Source organism: Corynebacterium mendelii (assembly GCF_017307055.1).
GTDB lineage: Bacteria > Actinomycetota > Actinomycetes > Mycobacteriales > Mycobacteriaceae > Corynebacterium > Corynebacterium mendelii.
Map to the genome: position 1 here is coordinate 624,949 of NZ_JAFLEQ010000008.1, position 14,492 is coordinate 639,440.

Below are 14,492 nucleotides of genomic sequence, written 5' to 3' on the forward strand. Positions count from 1 at the left end.
CACGGACCCGCGGCAGAGACCACCGGTGAGCGCACGTGTGACACCTGCCGCGGGCTGTGGCGCGTAGTGTTCCCGCGTGCGTGCGGATCAGGTTCACCGGGAAGGTGTCCCTATCTGGCATTTTTTCCCTCAGCCGGACGAAGCGGACAGCTGGTGGTCCGGGAAAAGGAAACGGTCATTGTTGTGCCGGGAATTTTTGCCTCGATCCCCATCGGCGGGCAGTGGTCGCGGCTGTCCGCGGGCGGGCGGGAAAACCCGCGGCACCCGTCAATCGCCGAGCGCTAAACCGGTGGGGCGGGAACAGCAAAAAAACACCCGCCAAGCCAGTAAAACTACTGGTGGCGGGTGGTTTTCTAAGTGGAGGGAACGACGGGAATCGAACCCGCGTCTTCAGCTTGGAAGGCTGAGGTATTAGCCACTATACGACGTTCCCAGAAGGCGGCGCGGTGAGATGGTGCCGCGCGACTTGTCCAAGCCTAACACCTTCTTGCCGGGCTGCAAAACTTGCCCGCGTACGGCCGGTTCCGGACCATCGTCGGGACATGGCACTGCGGTGGGCCGGTGGTGGTGTGCGATGGACGTGTGTGCTGAGACATTGGCGGAGTGGGGCAAATGGCGAAGGGGTGTCGACGGGGGTAATATTTAGTCGCAAGACAGTTTGGTCAAGAATGCTGAAGGTAATTCTGATAATCTTTTAGGGGTCGTCCAGTGTCAGCTCGGGCTTCATGGATTTGTGGCCGGCGGGGGATGGGGGCCGTGTTGCGGGTCCCCGGGCATGGGGCAATGGGATATGTGTTTAGCACTCGTTTTGGCCTTCCGGGTGTGTGTGAGAGATCTGGGTAATGACCCAAATGAAAATTTACCCACCCCTTAAACAAAAATTAAGGCCTCCGGAAAACATGGAAATAGGGGGGAGTGTGTCATGTGTGGGTGCCGGCTACCGGTGCCGATTTTTCAGATTCATTAAGTAATCATTGAATATTTTGGCGTACCCTCATGGCCATGCAACCGAAAATTATTGACGCCGACACCGGACGTGAACTTTGGACCGCCATCGAGTGCGCCCGCTTTTCTGGTACCGCCCGTGGCACTTTCACCAGCTATGCGGGACGGGGGCGTGCACCGCGCCCCGTCGCCAAGATGCACGGTTTGACACTGTGGGACTCCAAGACAATCCATGAGTGGGTTGAGGAGCGCAACGCCAAAAAGGCGGCCCGCGAAAGTTAGCGTCCGGTCACTTGTGACAACCAATCGCCCCGCATGCATGACGGGGTGATCGACTCCGGGGCCGCCGGTGCATTGCGCATCCGGCGGCCCCGGAGCGCCATTTCCGCGGATGTATTTCTTGTCCCCAATCCGTCATCGGCTGCGTATCCCAAGACACCGGGACAGGGCGGGGGCGGTGTGTGGTCGATCCAGGTCAGGTGCGGGTTTTCGTTTTCTCCGGCCCGAAAGCGCACCCTGTTGAAATCGGTGGTTGGCCCACCGGTAGACTGACTGACCGAACCGCGATCGGGCCTTTCTGGATCAACCGCCACCGTCTGTGGCGGCCGGAATCTACCGCCGCGGGGCCATGGAAATGGCAGCCACTTGTTTTAACGGGGTATGGCGCAGTTTGGTAGCGCACCTGCTTTGGGAGCAGGGGGTCGCAGGTTCAAATCCTGTTGCCCCGACGAAACGCCGGTTGTCCACAACACCTCCATCATCTACGGCTTGTCCGGGGTATGCCCGGGCCGACCGCATCCCGCGGTGACGGCGATGATGGTTGACGGGGTGGATTCTCCGGCGGTGCCGTACCCGCCTGACGGCTCTGGGCACGGCTTTTATTACTCTGTCAACGACCGATTATTGAAGAACAGACATCAGGAGAGTGACTCGTGAAGAGTTCCGTCGAGAAGCTGAGCGACACCCGCGTCAAGATGACCGTAGAGGTTCCCTTCGACGAGTTGGACAAAGAATTCAACACCGCTTACAAGGCAATCGCCCAGCAGGTGAGCATTCCGGGTTTCCGCAAGGGTAAAGCACCCCGGCAGCTCATTGACGCCCGTTTCGGCCGCGGTGTGGTCCTGGAGCAGGTCATCAATGACATGCTTCCGTCCCGTCTGCAGGCCGCCTGTGATGAACTCGACGTCAACCCCCTGTCCCAGCCGCAGGTCGATGTCACCAAGGTCGAGGACGGCGATGTCGTCGAGTTCACTGCTGAATGTGATGTACGCCCCGACTTCGAGCTTCCCGACTTTAGCTCCTACGAGATCGAGGTTGCCCCGGTCAAGGCTGTTGAGAAGGCCGTTGACGAGCAGCTGGATAACCTCCGCCAGCGTTTCGCCACCCGTACCAGCGTGGAGCGCAAGCCCCAGGACGGCGACACCGTCACCGTTGATCTGAAGGCCGCCATCGACGGCAAAGAGATCGAGGAGGTCTCCGCCGAAGACATGACCGTCACGGTTGGTTCCGAGGAACTGATCAAGGGTGTCGACGAAGCCATCAAATCCACCGAGCCGGGTGAATCCAGCACCTTCACCACCACGCTGGAGCACGAGGACTACAAGGACAAAGAAGCCGAGATCACGGTTACGGTCAAAACGGTCAAGGAAACCAGCCTGCCCGAACTCGACGACGACTTCGCCGAGATGGCCAGTGAATACGACACCATCGACGAACTGCGCGAAGCCATCGCCAAGGACGCCGAGGAAGCCGTCAAGGCTGACCAGGCTGCTGAACTGCGGGATAAAGTTTTGAACAAGGCTCTCGACGAAGCCGCCTTCGAACTGCCGGAAGCGGTTGTCCAGGAACAGGTCAACGCCCAAAAGCGCAACCTGCTCAACCAGTTCGGCGGCGACGAGAAGATCCTCGACTCCCTGCTGCAGGGCCAGGGCATGTCCCGCGAAACTTTCGAAGCCAACACCCGCGAGCAGGCCGAAAAAGCCGTGCGCACCCAGCTGTTCCTTGATGCGCTGGCGGAAAAAGTCAAGCCCGAGGTCACCCAGGAAGAGCTGTCCGAGCACATCATGTTCACGGCCCGTTCCTACAACATGGAGCCGCAGCAGTTCCTGCAGCAGCTGCAGACCTCGGGACAGATCGGCAACCTGTTCGCCGATGTGCGCCGGGGCAAGGCACTGGCTGCCGCCATCTGCGAAGTCAAGGCCGCCGACACCGACGGCAACAGCTTCGATCCGGCCGTGTACTTCGGTGAGGAAGACGAACCCTCCGACAACACCGCCGACAACAACGAAGACAACAACGAAGACTAGACACCGGCCTTCCGGCTGCCTCTTCGCTTGTCCGTCCCGGCAATCGGTTTGACACTGCCCGCCCGCACCCGACGCTGCGCGCGGGCAGCGGTCATTTCCGGTCCCGGCACCCACCGGCGGGTCGGCCTAACGCTTACAGCGAACAAAAGCGGTCTGTGCCCTGATAAGCCGGTAGCCTGGGAACGCAACGGCTAGCGTGCGCCCGGTGGATCATCCGGGCGTGGCACGCGCACGAACCTACAACGACACATTTTCACCAACACGAACAGTTGACCGGCGGACACCGTGGGACCACACCACCGTTGCCCCCGCCGGCGCAGGAGGTAAGAATCCACATGGCTTCGACAAAGCCCACCAATTCCGGCGGTACCGGCGGCATGAACCTGTCGGACTCCGTCTTCGAAAGACTGCTGCGCGAGCGCATCATTTTCCTCGGCCAGGAAGTCGATGACGACATCGCCAACAAGCTGTGCGCCCAGATTCTTCTTCTCTCGGCTGAAGATCCGACCAAGGACATCTCGCTGTACATCAACAGCCCCGGCGGATCGGTGACGGCGGGCATGGCCATCTACGACGCCATGAACTACAGTCCCTGTGACGTGTCGACCGTGGCCATGGGACTTGCCGCATCCATGGGCCAGTTCCTGCTGTCAGCCGGTGCGAAAGGCAAGCGCTTTGCTCTGCCGCACGCCCGCATCCTCATGCACCAGCCGTCCGCCGGTGTCGGCGGCACGGCCTCCGACATCGCCATCCAGGCCGAGGTGCACCGTCAGGTCAAGCAGGAACTGAGTGAACTCAACGCCAAGCACACCGGTCACACAGTCGAAGAAATCATCCGCGATTCCGACCGTGACCGCTGGTTCACCGCCCCGGCCGCCCTGGAATACGGCTTCTTCGACGAAGTGATCACCAACGCCAAAAAACCCGGCGAGACCAAGTAGCACCGCGTGCCGCCGGATGCGGGATGACGGCAACGGCAGCGCCGTAACCCCCCGCCCCGGCCCAGGTTGATATCTGCTTTACCGACTAAACACAAGGACTGTGAAAACCTTTATGGACAACAAGATGACCCTGCCCTCGTCGCGGTACATTCTTCCCAGCTTCACCGAGCATTCCTCCTTCGGGGTGAAAGAATCCAACCCCTACAACAAGCTGTTCGAGGAACGCATCATCTTCCTCGGCACCCAGGTCGACGATGCCTCCGCCAACGACATCATGGCGCAGCTGCTGGTGCTGGAAGGCCAGGATCCCGACCGTGACATCACGATGTACATCAACAGCCCCGGCGGCTCGTTCACTTCGCTGATGGCCATTTACGACACCATGCGCTACGTCCGTCCCGACGTCCAGACCGTCTGTCTGGGGCAGGCGGCTTCCGCCGCGGCCGTGATTTTGGCGGCAGGCACCCCCGGCAAACGTGCCGCTTTGCCCAATGCCCGGGTGCTGATCCACCAGCCGGCCACCGGCGGAATCCGGGGCCAGGTGTCCGATCTGGAGATTCAGGCCGCCGAAATCGAGCGCATGCGCACCCTGATGGAGAAAACCCTGGCCGAACACTGTGGCCGCAGTCCCGAACAGGTCCGCAAAGACACCGACCGTGACAAGATCCTCACCGCCCCGGAAGCCCTCGACTACGGCATCATCGACCAGGTCTACGGCTACCGGAAGCTGTCCGAAGCCGATTAAACCCCATCCGTCTCATCGCCCTGGCCGGTTTGCCGCACTACAAGGGACACCCCACGGTGTCCCTTGTAGTGTGCTGCGGCCCGGCTCTGGCGGCCGCCGCCGCTAACGCCCTGTGCCGAAGGCGCGCCGCAGCAGGAAATCTGCCGGACGGCCAGTAAGATGGAACAAAACCCACGGCACCACCCGGTGACCGGGACAAACGGGTGGATGCGGCGAATTTTTTTGAAAAAAAACGGGGCACCATCCGGGAGCCGGTGGTGCAATCCCCGAAGCCGCCTCATCCGGTCGTCGGAATTTTCGAGAAACCACAGCAACCCCATAGACGAGAAGACGCGGACAGACACTTTCCATGGCAAGCATCAAAGACAACGCCGATCTGCTCAAATGCTCCTTTTGCGGCAAGAGCCAGAAACAGGTGCGCAAACTCATCGCCGGCGGCGGTGTGTACATCTGTGATGAGTGTATTGACCTGTGCAACGAGATCATCGAGGAAGAGCTGACCACGGCTGCCCCGGAGAAATCGAAAAAAGATTCGCTGCCCAAGCCTTCTGCGATCTGTGAATTCCTCGACGGCTACGTTGTCGGGCAGCAGGACGCCAAACGGGTGTTGTCTGTGGCCGTCTACAACCACTACAAGCGGGTCCGGGCGCAGAAAAGCAGCAACAAACCGGGTTCCGGTGACGGCAGCGAGGTGGAACTGGCCAAATCCAACATTCTCATGCTGGGTCCGACGGGTACCGGTAAAACCTATCTCGCCCAGACGATGGCCCGGATGCTGGATGTTCCTTTCGCCATTGCCGACGCCACCTCACTGACAGAGGCGGGCTATGTCGGCGACGATGTGGAAAATATTCTGCTCAAGGTGTTGCAGGCCGCCGAATTCAATATCGAACGGGCCGAAAAAGGCATCATCTACATCGACGAGATCGACAAGATTTCCCGCAAATCCGACAATCCGTCAATTACCCGGGACGTCTCCGGCGAAGGCGTGCAGCAGGCTCTGCTGAAAATACTGGAAGGAACCGTGGCGTCCATTCCGCCGCAGGGCGGGCGCAAACATCCGAACCAGGATTTCATCCAGTTGGACACCACCAATATTTTGTTCATCGCCTCCGGGGCGTTCGCCGGGCTGGAGAAAGTCATTGAAGCCCGCATCGGCAAACAGTCGGTCGGTTTCGGCGCCAATGTGCGTTCCCTGGAAAAGGAACGCGGCAATATTTTCAGCGAAGCGATGCCGGAGGACCTGGTCAAATTCGGGCTGATCCCCGAATTCATCGGCCGTCTCCCCGTCGTCGCCACCGTCGACAACCTGGACCGTGACGCTCTGGTTCGAATTCTCACCGAACCGAAAAACGCGCTGGTCAAGCAGTACCAGAGACTTTTTGAGATGGATGGGGTGAAGCTGACCTTCACCGCACCGGCACTGGAGACCATCGCCGATAAGGCGCTGTCGCGCAACACCGGCGCCCGCGGCCTGCGGGCACTGCTGGAAGAAATACTGGTTCCGACCATGTTCGATCTTCCCGACCGGGAGGATGTCATCGAGGTCAAAGTCACCGCGCCCGCCGCCCGCGGTGAAACTGAACCGGAACTGATCACCCAGTCACAGCGGGAGAAGTCGGCCTGACCGGGTAGCCCCGTCCGTTTGGCGGAAACAGTGCACGCAAGCCACACCGCGGGGCTGGTTCACGGCGAAGCGGTGGGCGGGCACATCCGCGGGTGGATTTCCAGGCACAAAAAATCCCGGTCCGGGCACTTTTCACCCCCAGGCCGGGATTGCCGTCTGGAAAGCCGGCGGCTTTTTGTTCTTAAAAGGTCAATCCTCGAAGATATTGGACAGGCCTTCCATGATGTCGCCGTCGGTGACCGGTTCGTCGGAATAGATGCCCGAGGCCATCGATGATTCCTCCGGATGATCATGCAGGGTGGAGGGATTGTCCGGCTTGAGGTAGCTCACCCCGTTCGACGACATATTCGAGGTGAGGAAGCTCAGCACCGTGTCGACGGTGAGTTTTTTCAACCCGTCGGTATTGGCCTCATCGGAAAGGTCCGTGCTGTAGAGGTTGACGAACGTGTCCCGGTTGGATACCCGGAACGAACACATCGACGCAATGATGGTGTAGACATCCAGGGCCGAAATACCGGGCCGGAAAGCACCGGCGTCCTGACCGAGCATGAGCAGCCGGTCCAGGGACAAAATGACGCTGGACTGGTCGGCAAGCGGAGATACCTGGCCGAGATCGGCCCACCGGAACAGGTTTTCCATCACGACCAGGCGGCAGGCTTCCGGATGTTCGATAACCTGCTCGAACAAAGCTTCCACAGCCTGCTGTACACCATCGACGGGAACCGAACTCGACGGTTCCAGCCGCTCTTTGACAGGCCGCAGCAGCTGCACGGCGCGGGCGAGTGTCTGCAGATACAGGCCGCGTTTGTCGCCGAAATGGTAGTGGATCATGCGCTTGGTCATGCCCGACTCGGAGGCAATTGACTCCAGCTTCGTGTCCGCGAAACCCTTCTCGGCGAAACTGACGAGAGCGACATCAATCACATGGTCGGTTGTCGCCGGGGCCGATTCGGTATCGGACTGAGGCCGGTTCATGCGACTTCCTTTCTTGGCGGTCGGGCGGGTGGGGCGTGATCACACGCTCCTTCGAATGTTTATCGTGCCCCAAAACAGGGTCGCCATGTGAAAACCCCGACCGGCCTTAGCTAAAAATGCTGGTCAAAACCATGCAACTACCGTTAAACGGGGGTGGGGAACAGCCCATGGACACCCCTGTACTGGTGTAGTAACTTCCCGGGTGGTGTTATCCGGGTCAAAAACCACTCAGTAACCGGTCGGGTGTGAGGAGTGTTGCTGAAAACATGCCCCCTAAAAGGGGCGGATCATGCTGTGGTGCCGGGTGAACCCGCACCGTATGCTCCCGCCGGCGGTGGATGCGGTGATGTTTCTGGACCATGTTCACGGTTCACGTCTTGGTTGGTGGGGGAGACCCGGAAGCAGCCCGGCGTGATGCATGAAAAAGTCCGAACGTGTCCGTTTATGTGGGGCATGGCCGGTGTGCGGCCAGCTGTGGCGAATATCCCAGCGGTGTTGAAGGTGCCTGCACACCGGTTGCGTCATGGCTTATTAATGCAGTTCAGGTGGGGTGGTGTGGTGTTCGGGGGCCACCGTGGTGGGGCGGGATTTCCCGGGGGAGTGTGCCTATGGCCCACCTGTGCCCGTTTTTCCGACTAGTGTGGGGTCCTGTATCCCCGTACCGGAACTGGTGGTGTGCGTTCCATGCGACCACGGCGCAGTAACGCGGCGGGGAAGCCGGGGTTGTCCGGCGACGCGGATCAGCTGCGCACCAGTGCGCCATGCCCAACCGCGCCGTGTGTTCGACTCCCGGTGGAGAAAACCGCCGCTGGCACGTCTGCGGCCGACACAGAGACCTGTTGTGCTGCCTTCAGTGCGGTGCACCGCCTCGTACCTGATGCCCCTGCCGCCCGCGGCTTGGGATCAGCGTGCTGTCCGCCCCCACGATGCCAGTGTCAATGAGAAAGAGAGAGTCAAGGTAAACGTATGACTGATGTGAAAAAGATTGCCGTGACCGGTGCCGCCGGTCAGATCGCCTACTCGCTGCTGTGGAGGATCGCCAACGGTGACGTCTACGGTCCGGACCAGCCGATCAAACTGAGCCTGCTGGAGATCACCCCGGCCCTGGGAGCAACCGAAGGCGTTGCCATGGAGCTGCTTGACTCCGCTTTCCCGCTGGTCAAGGACATTGAGATCAGCGACGACGCCACCAAGGCTTTCGACGGTGCTTCCGCTGCCTTCCTGGTCGGTGCCAAGCCGCGCGGCAAGGGCGAGGAGCGCTCCGATCTGCTGGCCGCCAACGGCAAGATTTTCGGCCCCCAGGGCAAAGCCATCAACGACCATGCCGCCGACGACATCCGGGTTCTGGTGGTCGGTAACCCCGCCAACACCAACGCCCTGATCGCCCAGCATGCGGCCCCGGATGTTCCGGCTGACCGCTTCAACGCCATGATGCGCCTGGACCACAACCGCGCCCTGTCGCAGCTGGCCACCAAACTGGGCTACGGATCCGACGAATTCGAGAAAATGGTTGTCTGGGGCAACCACTCGGCCACCCAGTTCCCCGACATCGCTTTCGCCGAAGTTGACGGCAAGAAGGTTGCCGACCTGCTCGACCACGACTTCTACATCAACGAATTCATTCCGCGCATCGCCAAGCGCGGTGCCGAGATCATTGAGGTCCGGGGCAAGTCGTCGGCCGCGTCGGCTGCCTCCTCGGCCATCGACCACATGCGTGACTGGATTGCCGGCACCAACGGTTCCTGGCGTTCGGCCGCCATCCCCTCCAAAGGCGAATACGGCACCGACGAAGGCCTCATCTTTGGTCTTCCCTGTGTCGCCGAGGGCGGCGAATGGAAGGTTGTTGAAGGCCTCGAGCTTTCCGACTTCCAGAAAGAACGCATTGCCGCCAACAACAAGGAACTCAACGAGGAACGCGACGCCGTCGCCGATCTGCTGAAGTAGTTGCTTGGGTCACTGGTGGCCGGATCATATCCGGCTGCCGGTGGATCAGTCAGGGCGCATCCCGTTTGCGGGATGCGCCCTGAACTGTTGTGGTGGCCATTGTGGGAAAAAGCCCCGCCCGGACAACCGGTGCCTACCCGGCTGATGCGGCCGGGCGGGCGGGGTGATGGGTATTTGTTCCGGCGGGTCTCTAAGATGGGTGAACGTGACTGACAACAACAAGGCGACGCAGACAAACCGCGCAGATGCGCTTCCGGCAAGCTGGGATCCCCAGACGGTCGAAAAAGACCTCTACGAAGGATGGGTGGACAAAGGCTATTTCACCGCCGACCCGTCCTCGGACAAACCCGCTTTCTCCATTGTCCTGCCGCCGCCGAATGTGACCGGTCAGCTGCATATGGGTCATGCTCTGGACCACACCCTGATGGATGCGATGTCCAGGCGCAAACGCATGCAGGGATTCGAGGTGCTGTGGCTGCCCGGCATGGACCACGCCGGCATCGCCACCCAGTCGAAAGTCGAGAAAATGCTCCTCGACACCGAAGGGAAATCCCGCCTGGACCTGGGTCGGGAAGCCTTCACCGAGAAAGTGTGGGAGTGGAAAAAACAGTACGGCGGGACCATTGCCGCCCAGATGCGGGCCATCGGCGATTCGGTGGACTGGTCCAAGGAGCGCTTCACCCTCGACGAGGGCCTGAGCCGTGCGGTGCAGACCATTTTCAAAAACCTCTACGACAAGGGCATGATCTACCGGGACTACCGGCTGGTCAACTGGTCGCCGGTGCTGAAAACAGCCGTCTCCGACATTGAGGTCGTCTACAAAGACGACGAGGGCGAACTGGTGTCGATGCGCTACGGCTCGCTGGATGACAGCCAGCCCCATGTCATTGTGGCCACCACCCGGGTGGAAACCATGCTGGGTGACGTGGCAGTCGCGGTCCACCCCGATGATGAGCGCTACCGGGATCTGGTCGGCAAGAAGCTTCCGCACCCCTTCCTCCCGGACCGGGAGATGGTTGTCATCGCCGACGACTACGTCGATCCGGAGTTTGGGACCGGTGCGGTGAAAATCACCCCGGCACACGACCCCAACGACTATGCGATGGGGCAGCGGCACAATCTGGATATGCCGGTTGTGCTGGATGAGGAAGCCAGGATCTGCAACACCGGCACGGAATTCGACGGCATGGACCGCTACGAAGCCCGGGTTGCCATCCGGGAGGCTTTGCGCGGGCAGGGCCGGATCGTGAAAGAAATCCGCCCCTACATTCACTCGGTCGGCCATTCAGAGCGGTCCGGTGAACCGGTGGAGCCGCGGCTGTCGAAACAGTGGTACGTCAAAGTCGACGAGCTGGCGAGAATGGCCGGCGATGGCATCCGGGCCGGAGACACCGTCATCCACCCGGCCAGCCAGAAACCCCGCTACTTCGACTGGGTCGATGACATGCACGACTGGTGTATCTCCCGGCAGCTGTGGTGGGGCCACCGCATCCCGATCTACTACGGCCCCGACGGCGAGATGGTCTGCTGCGGTCCCGATGACACCCCGCCGGAAGGCTGGGTGCAGGACCCGGATGTGCTGGACACCTGGTTCTCGTCGGCGCTGTGGCCTTTTTCCACCATGGGCTGGCCGGACAACACCGACCTAGTGAAAAAGTTCTACCCGACATCCGTTCTGGTCACCGGCTACGACATCCTGTTTTTCTGGGTGGCCCGGATGATGATGTTCGCCACCTTCGCCTCCACCCTGGAGGACTCCGCACTGGGCACCGCCGCGGACAACCGACCGCAGGTTCCCTTCAAGGATCTGTTCCTGCACGGCCTGGTTCGCGACGAAAAAGGCCGGAAAATGTCGAAGTCACTGGGCAACGGCATTGACCCGATGGATTGGGTGGCCCGCTTCGGTGCGGATGCACTGCGCTTTACCCTGGCCCGTGGGGCGAACCCCGGAACCGACCTGCCGCTGGGGGAGGATTCCGCCCAGTCGTCGCGGAACTTCTGCACGAAGCTGTTCAACGCCACCAAGTTTGCGCTGATGAACGGGGCCAAAACCGGGGAACTTCCCGCCCGGGAAGACCTGACCAGTGCCGATGTGTGGATTCTTGACCGGCTGGATGATATCCGGCGGGAAGTCGATGATCTGCTTGACCGTTACCAGTTCGCCAAAGCCACCGAGCTGCTCTACCAGTTCGCCTGGGGTGAGCTGTGTGACTGGTACCTGGAGATCGCGAAAGTCCAGATTCCGCGCGACGAGGCTGCCGCCACCGCCGATGAGCTCGCCCGGGGCGACAACACCCGCCTGGTGCTCGGCCGTGTTCTCGACCAGGTGCTGCGCATGCTGCACCCGTTCGTGCCCTTTGTCACCGAAACCCTGTGGAAGGCACTGACCGACGGGGAATCACTGGTGGTCGCCGACTGGCCGACCGCCACCTCTGTTGCCGGGGGAGCGGACAAGGATCCGGCTGCCGCCCGGCGTGTGGCCGATGTGCAGAAACTGGTCACCGAAATCCGCCGGTTCCGCTCCGACCAGGGGATCAAACCCTCTGCTCCGCTGCCCGCCCGCATCGATTTTGCCGCCTGTGATCTTTCCGGCGAGCAGTCGCTGGTGCGTTCCCTGGCCCGCAGCCCGCAGCCGGGCGATGATTTCACTGCCTCGGCAACCATTGAGGTGCGGCTGAACCAGGCCACCGTGGAAGTGGCCATCGACACCTCCGGAGCGATTGATGTCGAGGCGGAGAAAAAACGTCTCGAAAAAGATCTGGCCGCGGCGAAAAAGGAACTGGAATCGACCGGCAAGAAACTGTCGAACGAGAACTTCCTGGCCAAAGCGCCGGCAGCTGTGGTCGAGAAAATCCGCTGCCGCCGGAAGGTGGCCGAGGAAGAAACCGCCCGGATTACCGCGCGACTGGAGGAACTGGCCTAAATGCCTGATCATCTCACCCCTGACGGGCCCGGATTCGAGTCCGCCGGGGAGCACCGTCGGCCGCTCGGCGATCCCGATAATCCGGCCATCGACAGTTTCGGCGAGCCGGTGCTGTCGGCCGGCGGGCTGGATCTGCCCATTGATGTCACCGAGGCGAAAAACGATCCCGCCCCGCTTCAAGCCACCCCGGAGGAGTTGGCGGCGTTGGCGGAAACCGAAGCGGAACTGGACGCGCGGTGGCCGGAAACAAAAATAGAGCCGTCACTGACCCGTATTGCCCTGTTGATGGATCTGCTGGGCCATCCGGAGAAATCCTTCCGTTCGATCCATGTGGCCGGCACCAACGGCAAAACCTCCACCGTGCGGATGATCGAATCACTGCTGCGGGCTTTCCACCGCCGTACCGGCCGCACCACCAGCCCGCATCTGCAGTCGGTGACCGAACGCATCGCCATTGACGGCACCCCGATTGCCGCGCGCGACTATGTGCGCCTGTGGCGGGAAATCAAACCCTACGTGGAGATGGTCGACACAGCCTCGGAAAAAGAGGGCGGTCCGATGATGAGCAAATTCGAGGTGCTCACCGCCCTGGCCTATGCCGCTTTCGCCGACGCTCCGGTGGATGTCGCCGTGGTGGAGGTGGGCATGGGCGGTAGATGGGATGCCACCAACGTCATCGATTCCGATGTGGCGGTGGTCATGCCCGTCGGCCTGGACCACACCGACTATCTGGGGGAAACCGTCGAAGAAATCGCCGGGGAAAAAGCCGGCATCATCAAACCCAAGGTCAAAGACCCCGATGATGTGCTGGAGCCCGATGACAACGTCGCCGTTGTCGCCCTGCAGGAGGCGGCGGCGATGAAGGTGATTCTCGCGCAGGCCGTGAAGGCCGATTCGGCGGTGGCCCGCTTCGGCCAGGAATTCGGTGTTGCGGAATCTGTGACCGCAGTCGGCGGGCAGCTTGTGACCCTGACCGGTCTGGGCGGAACCTACGAGGAGATTTTCCTTCCCCTCAGCGGTGCCCACCAGGCCCACAACGCGGCCTGCGCACTAGCTGCCGTGGAAGCGTTCTTCGGTGCCGGTGCCGGTCGCAAACTCGACATCGACATGGTGCGGGAAGGTTTCGCCACCGTCACCTCACCGGGCAGATTGGAACGGGTGCGCGCCACCCCGACTGTTTTCGCCGACGCCACCCACAACCCGCAGGGGGCGAAAGCACTGGCGGCATCCCTGGCCGATGATTTCGAGTTCCGCCGCTTAATCGCGGTTGTGGCCTGTTTTGCCGATAAAGATGTCCGCGGCATTCTCCGTGAACTGGAGCCGGTGGTCGACGAGATTGTGGTCACCGAGAACTTCTCCCCGCGGGCGATGCCCGTCGATGAGCTGGCGGGTATTGCCCGTGAGATCTTCGGCGACGAGCGGGTCCACACCGCCGGCCAGTTGGTCGATGCGGTTGACACCGCCACCGCGCTGGCGGAAGACCCGGATAATGAGGGTGGCCCGGTGTCCGGGTCGGGCATCATTATCACCGGCTCAGTGGTCACCGCCGGCCAAGCCCGCACCCTGTTCGGAAAGGAACCAGCCTGATGACCGACCGCCCCACCGACGGCCCCGAGCGGCACACCACCGCCCCCTACGGTCCGCTGGGCAAAGGACATGCCCCGACAAAAGATCCCATGAAGGGGTTGCGGGGGGTGATGGCCGGCACCCTGGTGATGGAATCGATCAGCCTGCTGCTGGTGCTCACCGTGATCTTGCGGATCGACGGCGGTGAGCACTGGACCACCTTCAACTGGATGTATGTCACCGCCATCGGGGTGGCGATGTTCGTGTTGGGGTTCGCGATGAAAAAACCCTGGGCGATGGCCGCGAACTGGATTCTGCAGGTCCTGGCGCTGGTCGGCGGGGTGATCGTGCACATCTCCATGGGAATTATGGCGGTGGTGTTCATCCTGGTGTGGCTGTACATCATGTATCTGCGCAAAGTCCTGATTGAGCGCATGCAGCGGGGACTGTTGACCACCCAGCACACCTGACCGCGGCATGGTTGTCGCGCGCCCCCACCGCCCACCCGCCGGATCGTGCC

At 61.4% G+C, this 14,492-nt stretch carries 10 protein-coding genes and 2 tRNA genes; 10 read left to right on the forward strand and 2 right to left on the reverse strand.

Annotation, left to right across the window (positions count from 1 at the left end):
* Positions 1-358 precede the first annotated feature (358 nt).
* Positions 359-433, reverse strand: a tRNA-Gly gene (locus tag JZY06_RS05960).
* A gap of 569 nt (positions 434-1,002) precedes the next feature.
* Between JZY06_RS05960 and JZY06_RS05965 the strand changes: the two genes are divergently transcribed.
* The 6 genes from JZY06_RS05965 (at position 1,003) to clpX (ending at position 6,564) form a co-directional block, all read left to right on the forward strand.
* Complete coding sequence (locus JZY06_RS05965; RefSeq protein WP_207278764.1) at positions 1,003-1,227, forward strand: hypothetical protein; 225 nt, start codon at positions 1,003-1,005, stop codon at positions 1,225-1,227.
* Between the two features lie 372 nt (positions 1,228-1,599).
* Positions 1,600-1,673: transfer RNA gene (locus JZY06_RS05970), tRNA-Pro, on the forward strand.
* A gap of 204 nt (positions 1,674-1,877) precedes the next feature.
* The gene (gene tig / locus JZY06_RS05975) at positions 1,878-3,251 is read left to right on the forward strand and encodes a trigger factor (protein ID WP_207119130.1); all 1,374 of its coding nucleotides are present in this window, start codon (positions 1,878-1,880) and stop codon (positions 3,249-3,251) included.
* 335 nt (positions 3,252-3,586) lie between these two features.
* Positions 3,587-4,192: an ATP-dependent Clp protease proteolytic subunit gene (locus JZY06_RS05980; RefSeq protein WP_207119132.1), complete on the forward strand. Its 606-nt coding sequence runs from the start codon at positions 3,587-3,589 to the stop codon at positions 4,190-4,192.
* Positions 4,193-4,316: 124 nt separating this feature from the next.
* The gene (locus JZY06_RS05985; protein ID WP_377768850.1) at positions 4,317-4,937 is read left to right on the forward strand and encodes an ATP-dependent Clp protease proteolytic subunit; all 621 of its coding nucleotides are present in this window, start codon (positions 4,317-4,319) and stop codon (positions 4,935-4,937) included.
* A 349-nt stretch (positions 4,938-5,286) separates the two neighbouring features.
* Positions 5,287-6,564, forward strand: coding sequence for an ATP-dependent Clp protease ATP-binding subunit ClpX (clpX, locus tag JZY06_RS05990; RefSeq protein ID WP_207119136.1), 1,278 nt, complete (start codon positions 5,287-5,289; stop codon positions 6,562-6,564).
* 189 nt (positions 6,565-6,753) lie between these two features.
* Here clpX and JZY06_RS05995 read toward each other — a convergent pair whose 3' ends face one another.
* On the reverse strand, positions 6,754-7,539 hold the full coding sequence (locus tag JZY06_RS05995) for a TetR/AcrR family transcriptional regulator (RefSeq protein WP_207119138.1): 786 nt from the start codon (positions 7,537-7,539) through the stop codon (positions 6,754-6,756).
* A gap of 966 nt (positions 7,540-8,505) precedes the next feature.
* On the opposite strand from JZY06_RS05995, the gene JZY06_RS06000 reads away from it, so the two are divergent.
* The 4 genes from JZY06_RS06000 to JZY06_RS06015 all read left to right on the forward strand — a co-directional run bounded on the left by JZY06_RS06000 (position 8,506) and on the right by JZY06_RS06015 (position 14,442).
* Positions 8,506-9,483, forward strand: coding sequence for a malate dehydrogenase (locus tag JZY06_RS06000; RefSeq protein ID WP_207119140.1), 978 nt, complete (start codon positions 8,506-8,508; stop codon positions 9,481-9,483).
* 166 nt (positions 9,484-9,649) lie between these two features.
* On the forward strand, positions 9,650-12,406 hold the full coding sequence (locus JZY06_RS06005) for a valine--tRNA ligase (RefSeq protein ID WP_207119142.1): 2,757 nt from the start codon (positions 9,650-9,652) through the stop codon (positions 12,404-12,406).
* Entirely contained in the window at positions 12,407-13,993 is a 1,587-nt protein-coding gene (gene folC, locus JZY06_RS06010) for a bifunctional tetrahydrofolate synthase/dihydrofolate synthase (RefSeq protein ID WP_207119144.1), read from the forward strand.
* Entirely contained in the window at positions 13,993-14,442 is a 450-nt protein-coding gene (locus JZY06_RS06015; RefSeq protein ID WP_207119146.1) for a DUF4233 domain-containing protein, read from the forward strand. The genes folC and JZY06_RS06015 overlap by 1 nt, the downstream gene beginning before the upstream one ends.
* The last annotated feature ends 50 nt before the right edge of the window (positions 14,443-14,492 follow it).